A 26,366-nucleotide genomic window follows, 5' to 3' on the forward strand; every position below is an offset into this window, starting at 1 on the left:
AATAACGGTGATCACCTATATGAGATGCAATGACGTCAGCATGGAACACATTTTTCAAGCATTTTCGCTTGGGTTCTCAGATTATTCCATTCGCCTGACCATGGATCAGGACGATTTCGTAGCACGGTTTTTTGGTCCAGAGGGGAATACACGGAATCACTCTTTCCTTGCCATGGATGAGAATCAACCGATCGGCTTAATTCTCGGCGGTGTCCGACAGTTCGACGGGTACAAGACGATGCGTTGCGGTACGCTATGCGTCGCTCCGGCTTACCGTGGTCAGGGGATTAGCAACAAGTTGCTGGAATTACATAAACAAACAGCCATCTCCGCGGACTGCCAGCAGCTATGGCTCGAAGTCATCAAGGATAATCATCGGGCCGTCAAATTATATGAAAAGCAAGGCTATCAGCCACGCTATACGCTGAAATACTACAACGGCACTCTGCCCTCCGCCCCACCCGCTGCCCTCTCATCTTCGTATATTCTTAAGGAAGTTACATTTGATGACGTCGCAGCTTTTCGTAAGACCCTCACCGACTGCCACATCCATTGGCAAAGTGACACGCCTTATTACGCCACCAGTACACAAGAAGCTTTTCTCGGCATCTACGAAGTGAATCAAACGTGTCTTGGCATGGTGAGCATGAGTGCTCAGGGTAAAATCAACTTTCTTTGGGTCGATCCTAAGCACCGCAACCAAGGATTAGGACGCGCCCTCCTTCATAGAGCAGCAGAGATCCAAAAGATTGAGAAGGTGTACATTTGTCTGTCCGACAATGACTCTCTTGAAGGCTTTATCCAAAAAATAGGTCTCTCGAAAGACCCCATTGAGCAATATGAAATGTGTATGCCGCTGAATCCAAGCTCCCCCGCTTGATCCACCTATACCTATCATTTCTGAGAACGATTGATATACTCTGATTTGACCAATGCGCACATGTAAAGATCATCATATTTCCCGGACGTAAATTCATATTGGGAGAGGAGCCCTTCTTGCCGAAAGCCCGCTTTTTCAAGCAAACGCAAGGATTGTGCCTTCTCTGGCTCTACTAGCGCCTGAATGCGGTTCAATGAGAGGAAGGGATATTTATAATAATTTCTTTGTTTATAGAATGTTTTCCTAAACATGGATTGTAAAATGACCGTTAATATAAGGAGTGTGTTTTCAATTATTAAGAAGAGGTGTATTTTTTGGACGAACAGCACATATCACACAATCCGCAGGAAACTGCAAGACAGATGTACATTCGGCATGGTCAAAATTATGGGGTAGACACCAACAGGATGGCCGAAATATCAAAAACGTACGGGAATTCCACTCTGTTTAGACGGTGGGGAGCAACGGTTTTTGATTGCATATTTTTTGTAATCGGGTATATTTGTTTTTTTATTTCTGTCATTCAAATAACGGATAGATGGTTTTTGCCTTTAGCGATTGCATCCCGTTGTATTCTGCTTATTGCTTTCTTCAGCTATTATTTGCTTTTGGAAGGTTATACAGGCTATACGCTGGGTAAGTTCGTTTTTCGTATTAAGGTAGTTAACGGGGAAGGAAAGCCTCCTGGTTTTCTTAAATCACTCATTCGTACGCTGCTCAGGCTAATAGACACCAATCCGTTGCTAATGGGTGGTATACCTGCTGGTATCAGCGTGTTAGTAACTGCATCAAGACAACGAATTGGGGATTTAGCTGCAGGTACATATGTTGTAAAGGTACGGGATTTAGAGCCGATTAGCAAAAAGACAATGAAACGTTCGCTCTTTATATTTTTTACCGCAATGGTGATCTTGGGAGCCTCGTTTGTAAATGCTATTTTTATACTTGCAAACAATTACGTGCCTCCTGAAGCTCCGGTGAACAAGAAAGAACAAAGCTATGTAAGTAAAGATGGACGATTTCAAATCACGGCCCCGCTGGACTGGTCAACAGACCCGGACCGTGAAGGAAAAACAGAGATTGCGATATTTAATCCGTACATTCAAAAGTCCGTTGCGGTAGTATCCAATTCGAAAAAGGAATTGGGCAATGTAACTCTCCAGCACTACACAAAGAAAATTCAATACAACATGACCAAAGAGTTTAATCTCTCTACTGTAGGACCTTCATCTAACACAACGATTCATGGATATCCTGCCATTGAGTTTACGATTAAAGGACAAAAAGATGTGAACCATTATGTCACCCATGTGGCGATTATTGAGACCGAAAATGATTATTATCAGGTGCTCGGATATACGCCCGCATCTAAATATAGTCGTTTTAAGAAAGAGCTACATGATATTATCTACAGCTTCCGCGAGGTCCGTCATTAGACAGCGTGGCTGGCAATAAAAAGGATAGACAAAAAGCAGGTGCTCCTATGAGCCCTGTTTTTTTGCGTACAACTATACTCTAGATTACACTCAATACAAAAATATATAACATCGTTTAATGGATTATCATAATACGCTGCAATTTCACACCTATGATAAAATTGACTGACATGCTCGGCGACCTGCCTTATCATATTGTTCAGATGCACAATAAATTGGAAACCCTTTCACAAAGGTAGTACATTAAAACACACTATATCACTATAGATAAAGGAGGAATCCTGATTTGTTTCAGCTCTCCGAAAAACAAGCCCAAGACATCGTAGACAAAATGATGAAGGATATTCCATACAATATCAATATTATGAATGAACGAGGCATCATCATTGGCAGCGGCGAGAGTGAACGAATCGGAACCATTCACCAAGGAGCTGTTCAGGCGCTCGAAACTGGGAAAATGGTTGAAGTGTGGCAGGACGGCCACTATGAGAAAAAGGGAACCAATGAACCGATTGTCATTCATCATGAGTTAGTTGGTGTCATTGGTATTTCAGGCAATCCCGATGAAGTACGTCCTTTTTGCAATATTGTTAAAACTACGGTGTCTCTCCTGATTGAACAGCGGATCTCCTTGGAGCATCTGGCCCACGAAGCCAACCGCAAAAAATCTGTGCTGGAAATGCTGTTAAATCATCAGGGAGCCTACACGCAAAAAATAAAAAAAGAAGCAGCCCAATATCACATTGATTTGCTTCTAAAAACTTCGGCTGTATATGTAAAGTACCTGCCTACTGATCCAGCTCATTTAGCCGAGTTGTCCAATATATTTATGCAGCATCCATCCTTTCGTATGGAGGAAGACTGCTATCTCATCCTAATACAAAATCAGGAGCCGACAGACAAACTGCTAGAGCCACTTGTGCGCAGCCATCCCGATGTGCTGGTTACGGTCAGCAGACAAGAGATCAACATTGCGGATGTTTATATGCAGGCCAAGTCAGCTATGAATGTTTTACTGGCTTTGCGCCCGCCTGTGCAAAAAATTTCTTTTGCGGAAGTCGAATTTCTGGTCAAATTGAGTCAAACGAACCTGACGAACACGATCTATCTGGTTAGCAAGTTGGAAGATACTGTGGATTTGCTGGATACGCTGCGAAGCTTTATTAACCATAACGGCAGTGTCTCCTTTACCGCAGATGAATTAAATATTCACCGAAATACGCTGCAATACCGCCTGAAGCGCATCCATACCTTAACCGGTAAAGATCCCCGGAATCTCCTTCAGCTTTTTGAGCTTACGCACGGCTTATTGGCACTGTATCAATGAACTGCTGTATCACGCCAGACCATGCGCCAGTAACACCATATTTTCGCTCGCCGTCACTCCCAAATTTCTTAGTCAATCCTGCTTTGGCTAAGTTCGGGATTACAGGCGAGCGCTCGTATTATATCGTATTTGTATGATGCCGTTTTATATTTATAGCCCGCTTCTCCATCTGTTCATTTCTCGCTGAATTGAAGTACTCTTGCGATATTCTCGCACGTACGCTCTACGTTTTGCGGCCCTTCGGCCAGCAGCTTACCGAGCTCCGAGGCTCCCGGTACGATGCCGAACACCGCATCTATTCCTTCCTTGTACAACGTGTCGATCCCTTCCCCGATATAACCTGCGACCGCAATGACCTTTTTACCAGACTGCTTTGCCGCCTGGGCTACTCCATAAGGAGTTTTACCGAATTTGGTCTGAAAATCAATACCGCCTTCCCCCGTCAAAACGATATCGGCAGTGGCGAGCTTTTGTTTTAAACCGGTGTATTCAATCACAATTTCAATGCCTTTTTGCAGCGTCGCCTGAGTGAAAATTAATAAGCCCGCACCCAATCCACCTGCTGCGCCTGCGCCTGGGAGATCGCGCACATCCTTGCCCAGCTGCTGCTTCACCACATCGGCGTAATGAGCAAGATTGGCATCCAATTGCTGCACCATTTCCGGGGTTGCCCCTTTTTGTGGCCCGAATACTTGGGATGCCCCATGCTCACCGCACAGCGGATTTGTCACATCACAGGCTACAATTAGTTGTACCTGCTGCAAGCGGTCATCCAGTGATGAAATATCAACACTGGCCAGCTCGCCCAGACTACCGCCGCCGCGCGGAAGAGTATTGCCTTTTGTATCCAGAAATCTGGCGCCCAGCGCTTCCGCCATTCCTGTACCGCCATCATTCGTCGCGCTTCCACCAATGCCGATGATAATTTTTCGAATTCCCTGGTTCAGACATTCACGGATTAACTCCCCTGTTCCGTAGGTTGTTGTCTTTAACGGGTTTTTGTTATCCTTGTTCACCAAATGGATTCCACTGGCGGATGCCATCTCGATTGCCGCTGTGGTGCCGTCTCCCAGCAGGCCGTATGCAGCAGTTACAGGTTCTCCAAGCGGTCCTGTCACCTCGATATAACGAATCTGTCCGCCTGTCGCATCCACCAGTGACTGCACCGTTCCTTCACCGCCGTCCGCCATCGGTACGTGGACATAATTCGCCGCCGGATAGACCTTGCGCAGTCCTTTCTCCATCGCGATACACACTTCTTTAGCCGTCATGCTTTCTTTAAAAGAATCTGGTGCCAGCACAAATGTTTTCTCTCTCATCTTCTCACCCCATCGTGAATATTAAAGTAAAAATCCATACATGATTGTCGCTACAATTGCCATCGTTCCACCCACAATAGCTTCGTAAGGAATCAAGCCCATCCGTTGTTTAATGCTCATTTTCATGCTGTCTGCCGTGACGTGGAAATAGTTGCCCTGCGGCAAGGAATCAATGACTGTAGCTCCTGTATGCACCATCACAGCTGCAGCGAGCGGGGCCGTTCCCATGTTCAGAATGGCTTCCCCAAACGAGCCTGTCGCCAAAATAACTCCCGTCGAGGTGGACGCCGTGGCAGCTGCCATCAGAATGCCTGCAAGCGGTGCCAAAAATGTACCGGAAACTCCTGAAGCTTCAATCAGGCCAACCACCTGAGCAGACAAGTTGGAGGCAGAGATCAGACCCGCAATCCCGCCTGCACCGATCAAAATCAGCACAGTCGCCGTCATTTTATTTAAACCGGAGGCCGAATACTTTAAGATATTACGCCCTTGCCCCATGGCCAGCATACCCACAATCCCAGCGATCGGCAAAATGTACATCGCATCTACCTTGAAACTCGAAAGTGCTTCAATACCGGAAATAGAACCAATCGGGTTAATCATCAGCAAAATAACAGCTACCAGCGGGGCTACAATTGCCCGTCCCAACGCTGGATATTTCGATGTATCGACGTCACTGTCCATGATATCCTGGTCGGACACCTTCACACCTTTGGTTTTCAACATAGATGCCACCAAAACAGTCATGATTAAACCGCATATCGCAGGAACCACTCCTGCCAACATCACGTGGCTTAAATCCAGATTAAATCCGCGCGCCGCTGCAATCGTATTAGGATTGGGAGAGATGATGTTCCCCGCTTTTCCGCCTCCAGACAAAGCCAACAGGAGCGCCAGCTTGGAAATCCCCATTTTGTTACCGACCGACAATGCAATAGGTGCCACAATCAACACGGCAACGGGAATAAATACACCTACCGCCGTAATAATCATCGTCGCCAAGGCTAGTGCGAGTATCGCTTTACTGCCGCCGAACTTCTTTACAATAGCCTGCGCAATCGTCTCCGCTGCCCCGGATTCCATCATTACACCTGCCAATACACCTGCGGCAAGCACACGAATGACCGTCCCCATCACACTTTGCGTACCGCTTATTAACACGCTGATCGTCTGTTCCAAATTGGCTCCGCCCAATAAAGCGCCTACAATAGCTCCCAAAAATAAAGCGTAAACCGGATTCAGCTTTCTTAATATCAGAATAATTGCAATAGCCAGCCCTGCCAGAGCTCCTATCCAACTGATCGTCAATCCTTCCATCTGTCTAACCCCCCGGGTAATTTTTGATTACGCTTTCATTATATCGATTGCCGCACGTTAAAAATATTGAAGAACAGACGAAATTGATTGTGCATTTGAACAAAAAATCCGAACTTCAATTGGAACCTATAGATGAAATCAGTATTGAGTCTAGCATTATATATGAGAAGATCCAAACAGGATCTATGTCTTAATATGAAATTTCATTTTATGTATCGAGGAGTTACAAAACAAATTTAATGTATACGCTTGCAAATTTAAAATTTCAGATTATAATACCTGTATACAAGTATACTTGATTAATTGAGAAGGTGAAATGATGGTCGAATCAGAATTCCTATATCCCTCCAAATGGCTTTTAAAAGCCTCTGCTGGTGATCGCGTAACATCCGAGCTTAGAATGCGCATTATTTCTGGCGTGATTGAAAGCGGTACCATATTATCTGAAAATAAACTTGCTGCTGATTTCACTGTAAGTCGCTCACCCATTCGTGAAGCATTAAAAATACTGGCATCCGAAAATATTATTCGATTAGAAAGAATGGGAGCCGTTGTTAATGGCCTATCAGAAAAAGAAATAGAAGAAATTTATGATGTCCGTCTGCTCATAGAATCCTTCGTATTTGAACGTCTTGTAAAGATGGATACTAATGATTTGGCGAAGGAACTTAGTAAAATACTCGAAATGATGAAAGTCGCCGTTAAATATAGTGATGCTGATGAGTTTTCATATCAAGATGTCTTGTTCCATGAAACGATTATTCGTGCAGTCAATCATTCGCATATTCTGATGATCTGGAATAATTTAAAGCCTGTTATGGAAAGTCTCATTCTTTTGTCGATGCGTATGCGTTTCACTGAAAAGTATGAAGACTTTACACGGATTATAAACAATCACGAACTTTATATTGAAGCAATCAAAGCAAAAGATAGAGACCTCATGATCAAGTCTTTACATGAAAACTTTGATGATGTTCAAGGTAAAGTAGAAGACCTATGGATGTCACAACAAATGCTATCTAAAGGAGTCGTGCAACAAAATGACTAACTATATGTTAGGTGTAGATATCGGAACGACAAGTACGAAAGCCGTTCTATTTAGCGAAAAAGGCGAAGTCATCCAACAAGAGAATATTGGATACCCGCTTTATACACCGGATATAGCAACAGCTGAACAAAACCCAGAAGAGATTTTTCAGGCTGTTCTGCAAGCCACTTCAAATATAATGAAACATCACTCACAAAAAAAGCTATCGTTTGTTTCATTTAGCAGTGCCATGCATAGTGTCATTGCGATGGATGAAAATGACCGCCCACTGACGCCTTGTATTACATGGGCAGATAATCGCAGTGAAGCGTGGGCACATAAAATAAAAGATGAGCTGAATGGCCATGAAGTCTATAAACGAACAGGAACACCCATTCACCCCATGTCACCATTAACAAAAATAGCTTGGATTGTGAATGACCTTCCTGAAACCGCTGTCAAGGTTAAAAAGTATATCGGAATTAAAGAATATATTTTTAAAAAGTTCTTTGATCAATATGTAGTGGATTATTCCCTAGCTTCTGCCATGGGCATGATGAATCTAGAAAAATTAGATTGGGATGAAGAAGCATTAAAAATTGCTGGTATAACCCCTTCTCAATTATCTGAGCTCGTGCCAACAACCAGAATATTTACCAACTGTGATTCAGATTTAGCAAAAAAGATGGGGATCGATCCACAAACATCGTTTGTCATTGGAGCTAGCGATGGAGTCCTTTCTAATCTAGGTGTAAATGCGATACGAAAAGGCGAAGTTGCCGTCACAATCGGGACAAGCGGAGCTATTCGAACCATTATAGACAAGCCTCAAACAGACGAAAAGGGAAGAATATTTTGTTATGCCTTAACAGAAAAGCACTGGGTTATTGGGGGGCCGGTGAACAATGGCGGGATGGTCCTTCGCTGGATCCGTGACGAACTTGCCTCATCAGAAGTCGAAACAGCGAAAAGGCTAGGAATTGATCCATATGATGTACTAACCAAGATTGCTGAACGTGTAAGACCAGGATCTGACGGATTGTTATTCCATCCATACCTGGCTGGTGAACGTGCGCCATTATGGAACCCAGACGTACGTGGCTCATTCTTCGGTTTAACGATGTCACATAAGAAAGAACATATGATTCGCGCAGCCCTAGAAGGAGTCATTTACAATCTGTACACCGTATTTTTAGCATTAACCGAATGTATGGACAGTCCTGTGACCCGAATCCAAGCTACTGGAGGCTTCGCAAGGTCAGCTGTTTGGCGGCAAATGATGTCCGATATATTCGCATCTGAAGTCGTCGTTCCAGAAAGCTACGAAAGTTCTTGTCTAGGAGCTTGTATTTTAGGCTTGTATGCCACTGGACAAATCCAGTCCTTTGAAGTCGTTTCTGAAATGGTTGGCAGTACCAACAAACATACACCAAAAGAAGAAGCGACCAAGGAATATAGGAAATTGCTGCCGATTTTCATTAATCTATCCAGAGTATTAGAAGACGATTATACACGGATTTCCAATTATCAAAGAAGCTTAATTAAACACTAAAAAGATAAAAAGCAGGGGGTAATTACAATGCCATTAGTTATCGTAGCGATTGGAATTTTAGCATTATTAGTTTTAATCATGGGCTTCAAATTGAACACCTTTATTTCATTAATCATTGTATCGTTCGGCGTCGCTTTAGCACTTGGAATGCCATTAGAGGAAATTGTCAAAACCATCGAAGCCGGATTAGGCGGAACCCTTGGTCACTTAGCGTTAATCTTTGGACTTGGAGCGATGTTAGGTAAGTTGATCGCTGATTCTGGCGGTGCTCAACGAATTGCCATGACCCTCGTAGACAAATTTGGTGAAAAAAATATCCAATGGGCAGTCGTAGCTGCTTCATTCATTATCGGTGTGGCGTTATTTTTTGAAGTAGGATTAGTATTGTTAATTCCAATCATATTTGCCATTTCAAAAGAATTAAAGGTTTCTATCTTATATCTCGGTATTCCGATGGTTGCAGCTTTATCCGTAACACATGGCTTCTTACCTCCACATCCAGGGCCAACAGTTATTGCTGGTGAATATGGCGCGAACCTTGGTGAGGTTTTACTTTACGGTTTCATTATTGCCATTCCAACTGTTATTTTAGCTGGACCTGTGTTTACTAAGCTTGCCAAAAAACTCGTACCTGCATCATTTACGAAAACGGGTAATATTGCCTCTTTAGGTGAACAAAAAGTATTTAAATCCGAGGAAACTCCGGGATTTGGTATCAGTGTATTTACTGCAATGCTTCCTGTTATTTTAATGTCTATTGCTACGGTTATTACTTTGCTTCAAAAAACAATGGGCTTTGAAGATAGTAGTTTACTAACAGCGATCCGTTTTATTGGTGATGCATCAACTTCCATGTTAATTTCCTTACTGGTAGCTGTCTACACCATGGGAATAGCAAGGAAAATTCCAATTAAAAATGTAATGGCATCTTGTACAACGGCTATTACTCATATTGGGATGATGCTCTTAATCATTGGGGGTGGCGGCGCCTTCAAACAAGTACTGATTAATGGCGGCGTAGGTGACTATGTAGCTGAATTATTCAATGGAACTACATTATCACCCATCTTGCTTGCCTGGATCATCGCTGCAATATTACGTATTTCCTTAGGTTCTGCAACTGTTGCAGCTTTAACAACCGCTGGTTTAGTTATTCCGATGTTAGGACAATCCGACGTTAATCTTGCTTTAGTTGTGCTTGCAACGGGAGCGGGTAGTTTAATAGCTTCACATGTTAACGATGCTGGTTTCTGGATGTTTAAAGAATATTTTGGTTTAAGTATGAAAGAAACATTTGCAACATGGACATTGCTTGAGACCATCATTTCTGTAGCTGGATTAGGATTTATTTTAGTACTAAGTTTATTCGTTTAAACCATGATTCCTGGGCGGTAGATCCCCCACTTATTTCCCTTAGAATTTTCTAAGCCTATAAGTGAGGATCTACGGCCTATTCATTTCAAATAAAAGGAGCAGAAAAAATGTCCAACACAATTGGTGTCATTGGTTTAGGGGTAATGGGCCGTAATATCGCCTTAAACATGGCTGGTAAGGGTGAGCAAGTCGCTGTCTATAACTATACGAGGGATTTAACGGATGATCTTGTTAAAAAAAGTGAAGGTCACTCTATCCATCCCTACTACGAAATTCAAGATTTTGTTTACTCCTTAAAAACTCCAAGAAAAATCTTCCTTATGGTAACAGCGGGCAAACCGGTCGATTCGGTAATAGGTACATTAGTACCCTTCCTTGAAGCAGGCGATGTGATTATGGACGGTGGTAACTCCCATTACAAAGATACGGAACGTAGATATGATGAATTGAAGTCAAAAGGAATCGGTTATTTAGGAATCGGTATTTCCGGCGGAGCAGTCGGGGCTTTAAATGGACCTTCGATCATGCCTGGTGGAGATAAAAACGTATATGAAAAGGCAGCTTCTATTCTAACAAAAATAGCAGCCCACATGGACGGAGACCCTTGCTGTGTTTATATGGGTCCAAAAGGGTCCGGTCACTTTGTAAAAATGGTACATAACGGAATCGAGTACGCAGATATGCAATTAATCGCAGAAACCTATACATTTTTAAGAAAAAGGTTACGTTTATCTGTGAATGAAATTGCTGATATCTTTGAAATATGGAATCAAGGGGAACTGAAAAGTTATTTAATCCAAATCACAGCAGAGATTTTACGGAAAAAGGATGATGTAACAGGCTTACCACTATTCGATGTGATTCTTGATAAAACAGGGCAAAAGGGCACTGGTAAATGGACAAGCATTCAAGCAATTGACAATGGGATCCCATCATCCATTATTACAGAGTCATTGTTTGCCCGTTACATCTCCTCTTTAAAAGAAGAACGAGTTTATGCAGAAAATATTCTAACAGGACCAGGGATTGACCAGCGAAGTTTAGATAAAGATGTGTGGATTGGGTACATTAGACAAGCTTTTTATATGGGTAAAATTTGTGCCTACGCGCAAGGATTTATACAATATAAAATGACTTCTGAACTTTACGGATGGAATTTACCTTTAAAGGATATTGCCCTTATTTTCCGTGGTGGTTGCATCATTCGTGCCGAATTCTTAAACGTAATAAGCGAAACATATCAAGAACAGCCGAATTTGGCTAATCTATTAATCGCCCCGTATTTTGCTGAAAAGGTTAAAGAGTATCAAAAAGGATTACGAAAAGTTGTCTGTGAGGGTATTAATTCTGGCACTTCGTTTCCATGTTTAAGTGCTTCACTTACTTATTATGATAGTTACCGGACAGGCATTTCGAATGCTAACCTTTTGCAAGCACAAAGGGATTATTTTGGTGCCCATACTTATGAACGAAGTGATGCAGCAGGGTCCTTTCACACAAACTGGCAGTGATCGATAGTGGTAGTAAATCTCCAGTGCCCTAATGAAGTGGTTTTTCCCTTCATTAGGGCACTCCTTTGGAATACATTTTCTCTACGATGTTCTTGTGTCTATACTATTTCATCTCATTTTTGAACGATTGAACTCGTTGCTTCTGTTGTAGCTTTTGCCTCACCATGTCCTGCACCAAATAGGTTCAGTACCACCACGCCAATAACAATTAAAGCAATACCTGCGATACTTCCTGTATTAATTTTTTCTTTCCAAATCAATACTGAAATAAGCGTTGTAGCAACGGCTCCTACACCTGACCAGATGGCATAAGTCATATTTAAGGGGAGCGTCTTAAGGGATAAGGAGATAAAGAAGAAAGAGATCACGAACGCCACAATTGTGAATAGAGTCGGATACAGTCTGGTGAAACCTTCTGAAGCTTTAAGCATTGAAGTTCCAACAAGTTCACCAACAATAGAGATTGCCAAGAAAAGATAAGCCATTATTCATTCTCCTTTATATATGTTTTCAATTCTTCCATCATTTTTTGCCTCATTTCTACATTGGGAGGAGCAAGCCCAAACATTTCAGAAAACCACAAACCGTCTATAGCTAATCGGACTATCGTGGAACGAACGGGGTCCAATTCGTCGTTTTCAATTTTATTTTGGATATTCTCATACTCGTCCTGAAGTAATTTTAGCATGTGAGGGTTCGTAAACTGTGCTGCTGAAAGAGCGGTATACAGGTCACTTGCATTCCGATCGCCAGAAAATGATGTATTCATATACGCGCGAGTCCATCTTCCTTTGGAATGCATATCGTTTTCTGCTCTCTCATTAAATTCGGAGACAAAGCTGGTCGATAGTTGCTCAACCATTCCCAAAACCAATTCATCCTTATTCGGAAAATGGTAAAGCAATCCTCCTTTACTTATTCCCGCTTTCTTAGCCACCGCTTCTAACGTTAACTTCTCTACTCCTTCTTCGTGCACAATCATGGAGGCCGCTTTAAGAATTAATTCTCTTTTTAATGTTTTTTTAGTTGTATTCATATTGATCACCCCTCTTTACTATACCGTCCAGACGGTTTTATTTCAAGTGGGTTAGAGTTATGGATTGGGTATGTAAGCCTAATTGAGTTGGATTAGGTTTTGATACGTTAGGTTTAAGCTAAATAAAAAGAAGCCTTGGGCGTATAACATTTCAGCCAAGACTTCGTCAAATAAACATCTACCCAGCCCAGACATTTGGCAAAAGTTAGCATCTGTTGGGTTTTAAGTGCCACCTATAGTTTAACTCTGCACATATTGTCTCAGCCATTGGAGCGCGGGACGTTCCGTGCCGTTAGAATTCAGCAGATGTGTGTTCGGCTTCCAAGTTTGTCCCTGGATATACCCCCAGAGCGTAACTCCCTTCACCGCAGAATGCTTCCATAATACCGGAAATTTCTCCTTGTATCTGGCAAGCTGGGTGTTGTCGTCACCAGTTATATCCAGTTCCGACACATAGATTGGCAATCCTGTTGCCGCCAGCTTGTTCAGTACAGTGTTCATCGTGTTAACTGAAACAGTGTCCATGCTAAACTGGTGGCATTGAATACCAATTCCGTCAATCAGGCCTCTGCTCTTGAGCTGATTAATAATATTGACATATTGGTCGGTTAACGAGGGATCGTTGATAATTCCATATTCATTAATCATCAGCTTGGCATTGGGAAAAGCTTGTCTTGCCTGTTGGAACGACCATATGACCCAATCCCATCCGGTCGATCCGTCACCGCCTATGGCATTGCGGAAGGATGGCTTCTGATGCAGGGGCTCATTCACCACATCTATAAACTCCGCATTCGGATAGCGTTGACCTGCTGCTTTAATCCACTGGGTTACTTCCGCCTTCTGATCAGCAGCCGACAGTCCGCTAATCCAACCTGGCTCCTGAGCACCCCATACCAATGTATGGAACTTGAACGGGAAGCCATTGTTACGGGCATAATTGTAGGCGGTATCCGCCTGCGACCAGTTCATGTTGTTACGGCTGCCTTCAACTGACCCCCATTTGGTCGAATTCTCTGGCGTCACCTGGTTCCAGTATGTTCCGAAACTTGCAGGGACACTTCCAGCAATGATATTCCCGAGGAATTTACCACCGTTCGCCATACTGGCACTAGCCGGGTTTATCAGAACTGATGATAACAACACACCCGCCAACGCCAAGCTGCTTACCAACTTGCCCACTTTAAATTTCGACATACAATCTCCTCCTCATACATATAGTTTTTAATATTCCTACCTCTAAATAAATCGCTTACATTTCCAATTATAAGAATGAAAGGTTATTGTCCGCTACATGTAAAAGTAAAGATTTTACCCGAAAAACTTTACATCATTGCGGGGCGACTGAACACCTCGTGCTCCTTTAACACATCGTTTCGATTAGAATCTAGTCTCGTATCAAACGACAAAAAGATTACTGCAAAAAGTGATATACTCCCCTTACAGTAGCAAGTTTTATTATTTAACCTGTCTACTTTTTTGGAAGCATATCACTTTGGAGACTGCCCATTTAATAGTTTAAGAATTAAGGGCTCGTGCAATTGCATCTACATAACTTTGGCTAGCACGTTGGCTTACTTCTGCTTGCGGAACCATCCCCTCAAAGTTGTGGAATGTGCCGGGATACAGATGGAATTCAACGTCTACCCCAGCTTGGGCAAGGCGTGCTACATATTCGATCGTCTCATCTCGGAACAGATCGAGCTGGCCTATGCACGTATAGGTCGGCGGTAGCCCAGCCAAGCATTCCGCTCTCGACGGCACAGCGTATAGGGACACCTCGGTGTCTTCAGTACGATCCCCCAAGTACATGTTCCAAGCCGCCAAGTTGTTCTTCCGGTTCCATGGTGCGTTATCGGCCGTAATCTCATGACTTGACGCCGTAATACTACGGTCATCGATCATCGGATACAGCGGCATTTGGAAAATGAGGGCTGGCCCGCCTTTGTCACGGGCCATTAAAGCAAGTGCTGCGGTCAGACCGCCGCCCCCACTTGCTCCGGCAATTGCGACTCGATCTAAGTCGATGCCCAGCAGCTCAGCTTCATCGGTCATCCACGTCAAAGCGGCATAACAGTCATCGATGGCAGCTGGGTAGGGATGCTCGGGAGCAAGTCGGTAATCGACCGATACGACGACGCATTTGGCCGCCTGCACGAAGCGTTCGCACAAAGCATCGTCCATATCAGGATGCCCCATCACATAGCCTCCCCCGTGAATCCACAGCATGGCCGGAAGCCTAACGTCAGTTCGCTGGGCAGGTTCGTAGATTTTAACTAATATCTCGCCTGCTACGCTCGGAATCATCCGGCTTGTCGTGTGTACGTGCTTCGACTGCTCAATGGGAGGACTCGACAAATAGCTTCTACTCAGTTCTAAATTTTCTTCCAATTGAAATCCAGGAAATTGTGCAATTACCGACCTAAATTCTGGGTACAAACGATTTTCAAAATCCATGTGAATCACTCCTATGTTTGGTTTTTATAATCTTTTTTCCGTCTCCGCTTCCCACTGGGCTATTTCCTTCCGAACTCGGGGTGCTACCTCTGTTCCCATCAGTTCAATGGCTCTCATCACCTCGGCATGCGGCATTGTACTTAACGGAACATACAGCATAAAGCGTGTAACACCTACATGTTTGCGAAGGTGAATGATCTTCTGGGCAATAGTCTCAGGATCGCCAACATACAGCGCACCTTCAAAGCTGCGCGCGGCATCGTAGCTAGAACGATCATAATGCGCCCAGCCCCGCTCCCTGCCTAATCTATTCATACCTGCCATCGTAGAAGGGAAATATGTATCTGCAGCTCGTTCATTATTCTCTCCAACAAATCCTATCGAGTGCGATCCAACCTTAAGCTGCGATTCGTCATGACCAGCGTGCGCTGCTGCCTTCTTATAAAGCTGTACAAGCGGTGCAAAATTCATCGGATTTCCACCAATGATCGCCAACATCAAGGGCAGTCCTAACAGACCTGCACGGATAGCAGAATCCTGCCTGCCCCCGCTGCCAACCCATATCGGTAAAGGATTCTGAACCGGCCGTGGATACACACCCAAATTGTTAATCGCTGGCCGATGTCCGCCTTTCCAGGTTACTTTTTCGGACTCCCGTATTTTAAGGAGCAATTCCAAATGTTGTTCAAACAGCTCATCATAGTCTTCCAAGTCATAGCCAAACAGTGGAAAAGATTCAATAAAGGAACCTCGGCCCGCCATAATCTCCGCACGTCCATTCGAAATACCATCCAGCGTAGCAAAATCCTGAAAAACGCGAACGGGATCAGCTGAAGAAAGCACTGTGACTGCACTGGTCAGCCGAATCCGTTTCGTCTGCGCTGCAGCCGCTGACAGCACAATTGCTGGTGAAGATGCCGAATAATCCTTCCGATGATGCTCACCTACCCCAAACACATCAAGTCCCACTTGATCAGCAAGGATAATTTCCTCGACAACTTCGCGCAATCGCTGTGCGTGACTTATCACTTCACCTGTCTGAACGTCAGGCTTTGTTTCTACAAACGAAGTAATACCTATCTCCATGGTCCATCTCTCCTATTCTAATAGCTTTCTTTGTATGACAATCAAATACCGATAAAATATCATACCGATCGGTAATATATTTTTCCCAGTAAATATAACTCATTAAAAAGAATACTGTCAATAAATATAGTAAAAATACTTTGTTTTATCCTCATACTGATATCTCCTTGGTGCGATAAACCAATCTGCATTTGACAATATAACGGGCTAATTATAAGATAATAACATACTAATTGGTACGCAAATAAAAAACCCTGACAATTATAATCAGAGTTATTGAGTTAAGAATAAAATTACGAGCAATGAGAGGTATTGATTATGGGACGAATCCGCGAATTTGACGAAGATAAAGTATTAGATGCAGCAATGCAAATATTTTGGGAGAAGGGATATGAAGCTACCTCGCTGAGTGATTTAACTTCCAGAATGGAAATTCAACGACCTAGTATATACTCCACTTTTGGAGGCAAAAAAGAATTGTTCGAAGCTGCGCTGCGCAAATACATGATGTCCCGTGCTTCTCTGATCCGAGCCAAGCTTCAAAGCAAACCATCTGTAAAAGAAGCATTTCGAGCTTTTTTTGAAGGTGTGGTAGATGAGGAATATACAGAAAACCCTAGAAAAGGATGCTTTTGCATCAATACAATGGTTGAACTTGCACCTCATGATGAGAAATTTGAAATTCTTACAAGGGAACATCAAATGTACCTATCGGTTATATTTCAAGAAACCATTGAACGAGGTATACAATCAGGTGAGCTTGAGATCGGGCTCAATGCGAAGGCTGTATCACAGGCGCTAGTCGTATCGTTAATTGGACTGACCGTAATGATAAAATCTCGTCCAGAACGATCATTTATTAATAACACGATAGAGGTGACACTTACACTTCTTAAGTAATTCGGAGTAAATTCAATTTTAACGAATGGGTGTATTCTCGATGCACATGTCCCTCAGCGCAACAAAGACTGCCGGATACATTTCCTCGGCAGCCTTTGTTGCGCTCATATTACATACTTCTTCGCATTTGCATGAGTTCAAAAGATTCTTTCACTGATCTTAATTTTGCATATATATACTTTACGATGTATATTAATTCAAAACTAATGAAAAGGGAGTACATCTAATGTCATTTTTAATAAGAAACGCTAAGCCTGATGATTTAAACAATTTAACCGAGTTAATGTATGAATACATCGTTGGTTTTTATCAAAACCCTAGGCCACCTATCGAAAAAATTCATAATTTGATTCAAACCCTTTTTGAGCAGCAAAACGGTATACAATTTGTGGCGGAACAAAATGGAGAATTAATCGGCTTTGCTACATTATTCTTTACCTTTAGCACGATGAAAGCAGACAAAATCACCGTTATGAACGACCTATTTGTATTGGAACCATTTAGAGATACAGAAGTAGAATCACAGCTTTTTTTAGAATGTCAAAAGTACTCACAAAATTATGGATATGCTCATATGACCTGGATAACTTCTACTGAGAATAAACGCGCTCAAATTTTCTTTAAAGAAATGGATGCTGTCCAAGGGAGAGATTGGGTTCACTTTTCATCGTAACAATACTTTTGATACGGTTTTCCGCGCTAACGGCAGTTCAAAGGGCACCTAATTGGTGCCCTTTATGCGTAACACATGTTTTCACGCATGCGGATATGGAAATGCCGATACAATTGAAGATAAGTAATTCTCCATGAAATTGTTCAACGTAGATCCATATGGGGTAAAGTTTGTTGGTCGTTAAATTGCGAAATAGCTCAGTCGACCAACACATCAGATACCATACACGAGAAAATGGACGAGCCCTTCGTTAAACGCTCCAAGGATACGATTAGACAAACAGTAACATGGATATGTATTAGAGTAAGCCTGGATATAGAGTATACTAGATGAGTATAAGTTCGATACACGATGACATTATATATGTATTGGTATTCAAATACAGCGCAGAAGAGGTTGAAAATGAGTCAGAAGCATTTTACAGATTACGCATTAAGTGAAGAAATTGTAAGAGCGCTCAATAGCTTGGGCTATGAGACGCCAACAGAGATTCAAACGGAAGTTATTCCTGTTGCGCTTGAGAAGAAGGATCTTGTCGCCAAATCGCAAACAGGTAGCGGCAAAACAGCAGCATATGGTATTCCAATTTGTGAGCTAGTAGATTGGAATGAGAATAAGCCCCAAGCTTTAATCCTGACGCCAACCCGTGAACTCGCGTTACAGGTCACCGAAGACATCACGAATATTGGACGCTTTAAGCGGATAAAAGCAACACCCCTTTATGGAAAACATCCTTTTCATATCCAAAAAGCTGAGTTAAAACAAAGGACGCATGTGGCTGTAGGTACGCCAGGACGTGTACTGGACCATATCGAACGAGGCACGCTATCGTTAGATCGGATTGCCTACCTCGTGATTGATGAAGCTGACGAGATGCTGAATATGGGCTTTATCGAGCAAGTCCAGTCGATTATTCAAGCGCTGCCTAGTGACCGGGTTACCATGTTATTCTCCGCTACCTTCCCTGAGGATGTAGCCACACTGTCACGTAAATATATGAAAGATCCTGTTAGAATTGAGATTAAAGCAACTGGTATAACGACCGCCACAATTGATCACTCTCTTATTCAGGTGAAGGAGTCAGACAAGCTGGCACTACTGCAAGATCTGCTCATTGTTGAGAATCCTGACAGCTGCATTATTTTCTGTCGTACGCAGGAGAATGTAGATACATTATTCAGAGCATTGGCTGATCTCGAATATCCATGTGATCGCATTCATGGTGGCATGGAGCAAGACGAGCGATTTGAGGTAATGAATGCATTCAGAAGGGGTCAATTCCGTTACTTGATTGCGACAGATGTTGCCGCCAGAGGGATTGATATCACGAATATCACCCATGTCATTAACTACGATATTCCCCTTGAGAAGGAAAGCTATGTTCACCGTACAGGACGTACGGGACGTGCTGGCAAAACGGGGAAAGCCATTTCCCTCATCACTCCTAAGGATGGCAGAAGATTAGCTGATATTGAAGCATATATTGGATTCGCGATTCCGCAGGTAAAGGCCCCCTCAGAAGAGGCTGTTGATCTCCGTAGAGAAGATTTTGAGCAGAAACTGCATGTAAAAACCGCACTCAAAAAAGATAAGCGCGAGCAACTAAACCAACAGATTATGAAGCTGAATTTTAACGGCGGTAAGAAGAAAAAACTTAGAGCTGTCGACTTCGTGGGGACCATCGCTAAGCTTGACGGAGTCACCGCAGATGATATCGGGATCATTACGATTCTGGATTATGCGACAGATGTTGAGATTCTGAATGGTAAAGGTCCACTGGTGCTTGAGATTATGAAGAATACGACCGTAAAGGGTAAGCTGTTAAAGGTACGCAAAGGGAATAAGTAGAAGATACGCTGCATAAAAGAGAGTGAGGCAATCCCGCCCAGCATAGCCGATGGTTATCGTTAGCTATACGGGCGGGATTGCCGAGTTTATCTCTTGATCATTTAATTCATCTTTCCATTTTTTCTGCAATGCAATTAATGCCCTTCTTCTGACATATTCGTGCTCATCATTCGAGAGCTTAGACAAAAGACTATTTACTTCATCCCTCATTCCTTTTACTTCACCTAATCCATAGGCTATTTGCCATCTGGCTTCGTAATCAGAGTATGTAATTGCACTGTAGGCTAAAGACAAAAATATTTTGGGTTGTACAATTAACAACTGCAATACATTCTCAACTTCATTATCCCTTGCCAGTGTATATAAGATCAGTTCATAAACTTCTGTCTGCCATTCAGCTAATGAAGTATGTTCTAACACTTCCTCAACAGCATTATAAAGCTTATCCCAATAAAGATAATTCGTTTCCCATTCTCCATGTTTTTCAGCTATGCTAGCTCCCCATTGTTTGAATGTTATGACTTGCTCTTGAAGAGTGCGGAATAAAGCATTTTCTCTATTATCATAAAACCCCATTTCCCATCTCCTTTTTTCTTTACAATCTATTTCCACTTTTTTGATAGGTATATTTTATCATTCTATTTATTTCCACAATAAAAATTCAAGCTCTATGAAATCAACAACGTTGGTGATAATTGTTCTGCTTTATCGTATTCTCTTAGAGAGTTGATTACTACTTAAAAAAATTTTAGAAAAGGTGTCCCTTTCGGTCCTCTTCATTTGTTATACAGACATAGTTTTCTTTTTAATCAGAGGGGGTGCCTAAATCTTTGAATGAGGAAATCGAATATAGAATTAAACGGGTCCAAGCTGGCGAGATCCATGATTACGCCTACATTGTAAAGGAGTATCAGCGTCAGATTTTTGTGTACTGCTGGCGACTACTAGGCAGTGAGCAGGAAGCGGAAGAGGCTGTACAGGATATTTTCGTTAGTGCTTTCGAGAAAATCAGTATGTACAAGCCCACAGTGGGCTTCTCCTCCTGGCTGTATAAAATGGCTTATCATCACTGCCTGAACCTGATTCGCAGGAAGAAATTACAGCGCAAATTTAAAATGACCCTGTTCACCTCAACTAACATGACTTCAGACAGTGCTGCGCAGGTTATGGAACGTCAGCTTTTCAGTGAACCGCTGAGCCGGGCATTGGACCAACTGAATGCAGAGGAGCGAAACCTGTTGGTGCTGCGCATCTTTGAAGAAAAATCGTTTGGAGAAATCGGGGAAATTATGAACAAAAGCGAGGAAGCGATCAAGAAAAAATACGGCAGAACAAAAACAAAGCTCAAAAAAATGATGGAGCCCATAGAGGAGGACCCAAAATGCGTGAATTACAAGACAGAACTCAGGAACAAGGCCTGAAATACACCGATCTAAAAGACAGAGGCTTAAAAAACATGGACATGCTGACAGAACCAGAGAGTGTCCTAAAAATCCAAGCTTTTGACGTCTCTGATAAAGTGATGGAACAGGTCTACCAAAAGGCGAAATCCAAAAAGGGACTCATTGTAAAAATGCGTCTTCAGCCGCGCATCACCGCTCCTATCATGATCTTGCTTTTTGTATTGAGCGCCTCTGTGACTGGATACGCCGCTTCGCAATATCTGGAATTCCGTAACAGTAAAGGCGATGTCGTATTAAATACCGCCAAAACACCAGCCGAAACGGACGCTTCCAAAACGTATACAACCACCTACACACAGTGGAATGAAGAGGTGACAGACCGTCTACAGCCTGGAGAGTATGCCGCCTATTACGTTAAGGACGATTCTATGAATCAACAAAATTCGTCTAATCCCGTCCTGTTTGCCTACAAACCGACTGAACTTTCTAGCTTCAGCAGTCTGCAGGATGAAATCAAGCGGACAGAAGCTCCGCTGTTGCATAGTCCCACTCATCTGCCGAATGGCTACCGGTTTGATATCGGATACGTCTACCCAGTCGCTGCATATCCTGGGATGATGAACAAAGAGGAATATCGGGCTTTAACGGATAAACTGACGCAACAGGCTAAAGCTGCACCGAAAGGTGAAAATCTGTTTATTCAAAAGCTGAGCTGGGACAAGTCAGACTTCACCCTCGCCCGGTATGCGAGAGGAAATGACTATGTAAATATCGCCGTCACCAAATACGCTCCCGAAGTCACAAAGACGACCGTGATGCAAAATGAACAGGATTCGGCTGAGGAACTGATGATTAAAGGAACCAAGGCCTATTACATCAGAGCAAGCGAAACAAGCAAGCCCTTGGAGGTAGGAAAAAATCGACTGGGATGGCTCGATGAAAAAAGACGGTTACACTACAACATATCTGATAACCAGGACAGCCCGCTGAGCAAAGAAGACCTGGTAAAAATAGCTGAAGATTTGCTTAACGGTTCACCGCAATAGCTATAAAAGAAAAATTTTGAAGAGAGACCATCCCTTTTTTAAGGGTGGTCTCTCTTTGAAGAATAGTCCTTATACCTTTTCCTCACAAACTATTACGGCATGTTCCACAATCTTTTTACCTCAACTAATTCCTGATCATTGAATTCCATTCTGTATACGTCTGGTTTGGATGTGTGTAGTAAAAAATTCAAATCATACTGCTTGTCATAATACTCCATCATTAAAGTCATTACAGCTCCATGAGTGCCTAATGCGACTTTCTGTCCTCGGTAGATTTTTAGCAATTCCTTTAAGACTGTTATACTTCGGTTCTGACAAACTGCATTAGACTCTCCTCCCGTTAAAGCAAAGTTGGGATCAGAAAATGACTTATCTAACAAAGGGAATAATTCATCATCGGGGATTCGGTTATCTTCACTAGAAAAAATTCTTTCTTTAAGATCCTCGAATATTAAAACTTCTTGTCCTGAGCATTGAGCTAATTCTTGAATGGTTAGGATTGCCCGTTGATATGGACTTGAAACGAAAACCTCGATCCCCTCTCCTCTCAATAATTCAGTTATTTGAAAAGCATCTGACTTGCCTTTATCAGTCAAACCTCTTGTTCTTTCATTTCCTTCCGTCTTCGGTGATTCGCCATGTCTCACCATGTAAATGAAAGTTTTCATAGTAGCCTCCATGAAGAGCTGATGAATTTTTATTACATGATATTCGTGACTAACTACCAAGTTACCTTTTGCTAGGGTGGTTTTCTCTTGTTTCTTATTGCATAAATTTTTCTTGAAGGTGACGTTACGTCATTTGCTATACTGACTGAGAACGACATGCTAGAGCAATCAATTGGATGTGAGCAATGGATGGACAAAGAGAACTATCTGACGACAGGACAGCTTGCCAAACGTACAGGGATAACGGTCAGGACATTGCGATATTACGACCAAATTGGACTTCTGAGTCCAGGAGGTCATCGCACTGGATCCATAAGACTGTACAACATGAAAGATATGGAAAGACTACAGCGAATTCAGATGTTGAAGTATCTAGGGTTATCGCTTCAAACAATAATGGACATTTTAGATGCAGAGTCGCCATCCAACGGAGAGATCAGACACTCGTTGCAAGCACAACTCGATGTTTTACAAAAGAAAATTGCTCATACAGAGCACGTAGTACATGCAATACGAGATGCTATGGAAATGTCGGCTTATGGCTCCGATTGGAACCATTTGGCGGATGTTATTCAAACCGTGCAGAGTGAGCAAAATTGGGGGGAGCAATATCGGACGGCGAACCGCCTGCAAACGCGGATACATCTTTACGACAAGTACAGTACAAATCCCCAAGGCTGGCATCGTTGGATCTTTGAACAACTGGAGGTCCAACCGGGAGCCCACATTCTCGAGTTGGGCTGCGGCGACGGGACCTTTTGGATAAGAAACGCCGAACGAATTCCAAGCAGCTGGCGTATCACGCTTACCGATATGTCAAGCGGGATGGTGGAAGAAGCACGTTGTCGCTTGGGAAGCAACAATCCGCAGTTTAAGTTTTTATCTGTTGACGCGCAACAGATCCCATTCCATGAAGAGCAATTCGATATGGTTATCGCTAACAACATGCTGTACCACGTGCCGGACATCCCTAGAGCAATCCGCGAGATGCACCGTATCTTAAAGCAAGGAGGTATAGTATGCACCTCTACAATGAGCACTCAACACCTACAAGAGGTCGAACATTTGGCGGTTTCGTTCGATCCTGAGCTTCATGTGTTGGATCATGCTATTAAACGGTTCCACCTGGATAACGGAGGGGACTTGCTGTCTTCTTGCTTTTCCGATCTTCGGTTGCTTCGATACGAGGACTGTTTGTTGGTCGACGAAGCGGAACCCCTGATCGAATATATAATCTCGACTCCGATGAACGCAAGAGAGCGACTTGTCGGAGCGGCTATTGACAAGTTTCGAGACCACGTCAATCGGCTTCTGCAGCAGAACGGAACTCTCGAAATGACTAAAGAGAACGGAATCTTTCTAGGGAGGAAATGAGATGAAGTCACAACAGTATCACCCAAGAGTACGGATTGTAAAAGAGGAGCTTCTATCGGATAACTGGTACATCTTAAATAAGGTCACATTCGAGTTCGAAAAAAATAATGGACAATGGGAGACACAATCCCGTGAAGTGTACGATCGCGGCAACGGCGCAACGATCCTGCTCTATAATCAGCACAAACAAACCGTTGTACTGACCAGACAGTTCCGGATGCCTACTTATCGGAACGGCAATGAAACTGGGATGCTTATCGAAACCTGTGCAGGACTACTCGATAAAGAAACACCGGAAGAAGGTATTCTTCGGGAGACGGAGGAGGAGACGGGATACCGTATCGACCGTGTGCAGAAAGTTGGCGAGGCCTATATGTCACCGGGCTCCGTTACCGAAATCCTGCACTTCTATGTAGCCGAGTATAGTGAAGATATGACAACGGGTGGCGGTGGTGGCCTTGAGGAGGAGCAGGAAAACATTGAAGTGATGGAACTCCCGTTTGCTCAAGTGCTAAACATGGTCGAAAGCGGTGAGATTCGTGACGCCAAGACGATAATGCTGCTCCAATACGCTCAGATCCAAGGTCTCTTGAAAGTGAAATCGAAACCGCTTCATATCCTTATCGCAGGCCCGTATCGATCTGGAACGAATGATGATCATGTATTAATTGAGAAGAACGTCAACTACATGAATGAAATTGCTCTTCAAGTTTACGAGGCTGGTCATATGCCGGTGCTGGGGGAGTGGTATGCTTTGCCCCTTATCGCGACAGCTGGTTCCACTGCTTTAGGAGACGAGACTTTTAACAGAATCTTTCATCCGTCTTCCATTCGCCTGCTTGATTGCTGTAACGCCGTGCTTCGAGTTGGAGGACCTTCTCAGGGTGCCGATGAAATGGTAAGGGTGGCGAAAGAGAAAGGATTGTTGATTTACGAACGGCTCGACGAACTTCCGTTGGTGTGATATATCCTCTTTGACCAGACCAAAGACAACTTGCTCTGGGCCTCCTCCACGGATCACCCGAAGAATCTCTCAATCAACTGAGACACTAAGGGAATTGCGCAAATGTTTAACATCACTCATCGGTGGACGCCCAAACATGCGTCCATATTCCCGGCTGAACTGCGAAGGGCTCTCATAGCCAACGCGAAAGCCTGCATTGGCGGCCTCCACTCCCTCCGAGAGCAGCAAGCGGCGTGCAGTCTGCAGTCGAATGGCCTTCTGATACTGCAGAGGACTTATAGCCGTTACCTTTTTAAAATGCTTGTGTAAGGAAGAAGGGCTCATATTTACTTCCTTCGCCAATTCTTCAATCACAAGAGGCTTAGAGTAATCGCGGGTTATCAGATGGATCGCTTTGGAGATGCTATGTGCATAGCTACCAACTACGGCAAATTGCCTGATTAAAGCCCCCTGCTCACCTTGTAATACACGATAAAGGATCTCGTGCGTGATAAGCGGCGCAAGAAACTGAATATCCGCAGGCGTATCCGAAAGTCTGACAAGCCGAAGCAGCGCATCAAGCAGCAGAGGGTCAAATTGGCTCACCAGTATGCCGCGTAGTCTTTACGTTACATTGAGGAGGACTCTTCTTGATAATATCCAAAATGACGTCTGGACTAATGGATAATTGAAGACTTAGATAAGGGAGCTCCGACGAGGCCTGAGTTATTTTACCAGTTACGGGAAGCTGAACTGATGTGACCATGTAAGTTGTTGGATCGTACACATAGTTTTCTCCAGCCAGCATTGCTGTCTTTGAGCCTTGTGCAACCACGTACAGGGAGGGCATATGGACCGTATGATTTAGCTCCGACACATCGCTTGCACGTCTGAAATAAAGTCCTGGCACAGACGAGACAAACGTACCATCCGAAGACGCATGTTGATGAATTAAATGAATCAGTTCTTGTAGATTCGTAGAAATATCAGAGGGGGGAGGAGACGAAATCATTCATGCTTCACCGTCCTTTCCGTTGAACGCTAATATTGATGTGCTAATTATATGCACGCCGAATAGGATTAGGCAAGAATTGGACTTGATCGGTCTACCTGTCTCAATCGAATTCTACTTAAAATTTACTTGCAAGGCCAACAAAGGGCCTAAGGCAAATAGATTAGAGGAAGAGGG

23 protein-coding genes and 1 pseudogene are annotated in these 26,366 nt (G+C 43.3%); 14 read left to right on the top strand and 10 right to left on the bottom strand.

Features of this window, described 5'->3' with window-relative positions:
- Positions 1-7: 7 nt before the first annotated feature.
- The 3 genes from JOE49_RS05305 to JOE49_RS05315 all read left to right on the top strand — a co-directional run bounded on the left by JOE49_RS05305 (position 8) and on the right by JOE49_RS05315 (position 3,643).
- Positions 8-880: a GNAT family N-acetyltransferase gene (locus JOE49_RS05305; RefSeq protein WP_160788339.1), complete on the top strand. Its 873-nt coding sequence runs from the start codon at positions 8-10 to the stop codon at positions 878-880.
- A gap of 314 nt (positions 881-1,194) precedes the next feature.
- Complete coding sequence (locus JOE49_RS05310) at positions 1,195-2,316, top strand: RDD family protein (RefSeq protein WP_209940691.1); 1,122 nt, start codon at positions 1,195-1,197, stop codon at positions 2,314-2,316.
- A gap of 286 nt (positions 2,317-2,602) precedes the next feature.
- The gene (locus JOE49_RS05315) at positions 2,603-3,643 is read left to right on the top strand and encodes a CdaR family transcriptional regulator (protein WP_028540929.1); all 1,041 of its coding nucleotides are present in this window, start codon (positions 2,603-2,605) and stop codon (positions 3,641-3,643) included.
- Positions 3,644-3,816: 173 nt separating this feature from the next.
- On the opposite strand, the gene JOE49_RS05320 is transcribed toward JOE49_RS05315, so the two are convergent.
- Positions 3,817-4,962 (bottom strand): glycerate kinase family protein, encoded by a 1,146-nt coding sequence (locus tag JOE49_RS05320; protein ID WP_160788342.1) that lies wholly within the window; start codon positions 4,960-4,962, stop codon positions 3,817-3,819.
- 21 nt (positions 4,963-4,983) lie between these two features.
- Positions 4,984-6,279 (bottom strand): GntP family permease, encoded by a 1,296-nt coding sequence (locus tag JOE49_RS05325; protein ID WP_023991056.1) that lies wholly within the window; start codon positions 6,277-6,279, stop codon positions 4,984-4,986.
- 316 nt (positions 6,280-6,595) lie between these two features.
- Here JOE49_RS05325 and JOE49_RS05330 point away from each other — a divergent pair, with 316 nt between their 5' ends.
- The 4 genes from JOE49_RS05330 to gnd all read left to right on the top strand — a co-directional run bounded on the left by JOE49_RS05330 (position 6,596) and on the right by gnd (position 11,743).
- Complete coding sequence (locus JOE49_RS05330; protein WP_160788344.1) at positions 6,596-7,327, top strand: GntR family transcriptional regulator; 732 nt, start codon at positions 6,596-6,598, stop codon at positions 7,325-7,327.
- Complete coding sequence (gene gntK, locus JOE49_RS05335) at positions 7,320-8,858, top strand: gluconokinase (protein WP_209940692.1); 1,539 nt, start codon at positions 7,320-7,322, stop codon at positions 8,856-8,858. Before JOE49_RS05330 ends, gntK begins: the two co-directional genes overlap by 8 nt.
- A 27-nt stretch (positions 8,859-8,885) precedes the next feature.
- Positions 8,886-10,232, top strand: coding sequence for a GntP family permease (locus JOE49_RS05340; RefSeq protein WP_209940693.1), 1,347 nt, complete (start codon positions 8,886-8,888; stop codon positions 10,230-10,232).
- A gap of 107 nt (positions 10,233-10,339) precedes the next feature.
- Complete coding sequence (gnd, locus tag JOE49_RS05345; RefSeq protein WP_209940694.1) at positions 10,340-11,743, top strand: decarboxylating NADP(+)-dependent phosphogluconate dehydrogenase; 1,404 nt, start codon at positions 10,340-10,342, stop codon at positions 11,741-11,743.
- A 113-nt stretch (positions 11,744-11,856) separates the two neighbouring features.
- On the opposite strand, the gene JOE49_RS05350 is transcribed toward gnd, so the two are convergent.
- From JOE49_RS05350 to JOE49_RS05370, 5 genes are all read right to left on the bottom strand, one after another.
- Positions 11,857-12,228 carry a DMT family transporter gene (locus JOE49_RS05350; protein WP_209940695.1) on the bottom strand — a complete coding sequence of 124 codons (372 nt, stop codon included), beginning with the start codon at positions 12,226-12,228 and terminating at the stop codon, positions 11,857-11,859.
- Positions 12,228-12,779, bottom strand: a complete 552-nt coding sequence (locus JOE49_RS05355; RefSeq protein WP_209940696.1) for a TetR/AcrR family transcriptional regulator — start codon at positions 12,777-12,779, stop codon at positions 12,228-12,230. Before JOE49_RS05355 ends, JOE49_RS05350 begins: the two co-directional genes overlap by 1 nt.
- A gap of 240 nt (positions 12,780-13,019) precedes the next feature.
- Positions 13,020-13,976, bottom strand: coding sequence for an endo-1,4-beta-xylanase (locus tag JOE49_RS05360; protein ID WP_160788349.1), 957 nt, complete (start codon positions 13,974-13,976; stop codon positions 13,020-13,022).
- A gap of 321 nt (positions 13,977-14,297) precedes the next feature.
- Positions 14,298-15,236, bottom strand: a complete 939-nt coding sequence (locus JOE49_RS05365) for an alpha/beta hydrolase (protein WP_209940697.1) — start codon at positions 15,234-15,236, stop codon at positions 14,298-14,300.
- 24 nt (positions 15,237-15,260) lie between these two features.
- Positions 15,261-16,322 (bottom strand): LLM class flavin-dependent oxidoreductase, encoded by a 1,062-nt coding sequence (locus tag JOE49_RS05370; RefSeq protein ID WP_028540938.1) that lies wholly within the window; start codon positions 16,320-16,322, stop codon positions 15,261-15,263.
- A 318-nt stretch (positions 16,323-16,640) separates the two neighbouring features.
- Here JOE49_RS05370 and JOE49_RS05375 point away from each other — a divergent pair, with 318 nt between their 5' ends.
- The 3 genes from JOE49_RS05375 (at position 16,641) to JOE49_RS05385 (ending at position 19,743) form a co-directional block, all read left to right on the top strand.
- Positions 16,641-17,222 (top strand): TetR/AcrR family transcriptional regulator, encoded by a 582-nt coding sequence (locus JOE49_RS05375; protein WP_028540939.1) that lies wholly within the window; start codon positions 16,641-16,643, stop codon positions 17,220-17,222.
- A 226-nt stretch (positions 17,223-17,448) separates the two neighbouring features.
- Complete coding sequence (locus JOE49_RS05380; RefSeq protein ID WP_076264598.1) at positions 17,449-17,895, top strand: GNAT family N-acetyltransferase; 447 nt, start codon at positions 17,449-17,451, stop codon at positions 17,893-17,895.
- Between the two features lie 402 nt (positions 17,896-18,297).
- On the top strand, positions 18,298-19,743 hold the full coding sequence (locus JOE49_RS05385) for a DEAD/DEAH box helicase (RefSeq protein ID WP_023991069.1): 1,446 nt from the start codon (positions 18,298-18,300) through the stop codon (positions 19,741-19,743).
- A gap of 63 nt (positions 19,744-19,806) precedes the next feature.
- Here the strand turns inward: JOE49_RS05385 and JOE49_RS05390 are convergent, their stop codons facing one another.
- Complete coding sequence (locus JOE49_RS05390; RefSeq protein ID WP_028540941.1) at positions 19,807-20,319, bottom strand: HEAT repeat domain-containing protein; 513 nt, start codon at positions 20,317-20,319, stop codon at positions 19,807-19,809.
- A gap of 254 nt (positions 20,320-20,573) precedes the next feature.
- On the opposite strand from JOE49_RS05390, the gene JOE49_RS05395 reads away from it, so the two are divergent.
- On the top strand, positions 20,574-21,164 hold the full coding sequence (locus JOE49_RS05395) for an RNA polymerase sigma factor (RefSeq protein WP_209940698.1): 591 nt from the start codon (positions 20,574-20,576) through the stop codon (positions 21,162-21,164).
- On the top strand, positions 21,125-22,192 hold the full coding sequence (locus JOE49_RS05400) for a DUF4367 domain-containing protein (RefSeq protein WP_209940699.1): 1,068 nt from the start codon (positions 21,125-21,127) through the stop codon (positions 22,190-22,192). The genes JOE49_RS05395 and JOE49_RS05400 overlap by 40 nt, the downstream gene beginning before the upstream one ends.
- Before the next feature lie 92 nt (positions 22,193-22,284).
- Here the strand turns inward: JOE49_RS05400 and JOE49_RS05405 are convergent, their stop codons facing one another.
- Positions 22,285-22,860, bottom strand: coding sequence for a histidine phosphatase family protein (locus JOE49_RS05405; protein ID WP_023991073.1), 576 nt, complete (start codon positions 22,858-22,860; stop codon positions 22,285-22,287).
- A gap of 189 nt (positions 22,861-23,049) precedes the next feature.
- Here JOE49_RS05405 and JOE49_RS05410 point away from each other — a divergent pair, with 189 nt between their 5' ends.
- Both JOE49_RS05410 and nudK read left to right on the top strand, forming a co-directional pair.
- Positions 23,050-24,234, top strand: coding sequence for a MerR family transcriptional regulator (locus JOE49_RS05410; RefSeq protein WP_023991074.1), 1,185 nt, complete (start codon positions 23,050-23,052; stop codon positions 24,232-24,234).
- Position 24,235: 1 nt separating this feature from the next.
- Positions 24,236-25,198, top strand: coding sequence for a GDP-mannose pyrophosphatase NudK (gene nudK, locus JOE49_RS05415; RefSeq protein ID WP_076156729.1), 963 nt, complete (start codon positions 24,236-24,238; stop codon positions 25,196-25,198).
- 69 nt (positions 25,199-25,267) lie between these two features.
- Here nudK and JOE49_RS05420 read toward each other — a convergent pair.
- Positions 25,268-26,189: pseudogene (locus JOE49_RS05420) on the bottom strand (AraC family transcriptional regulator).
- Positions 26,190-26,366 lie beyond the last annotated feature (177 nt).

Source organism: Paenibacillus sp. PvR133, from assembly GCF_017833155.1.
Lineage (GTDB): Bacteria > Bacillota > Bacilli > Paenibacillales > Paenibacillaceae > Paenibacillus > Paenibacillus polymyxa_B.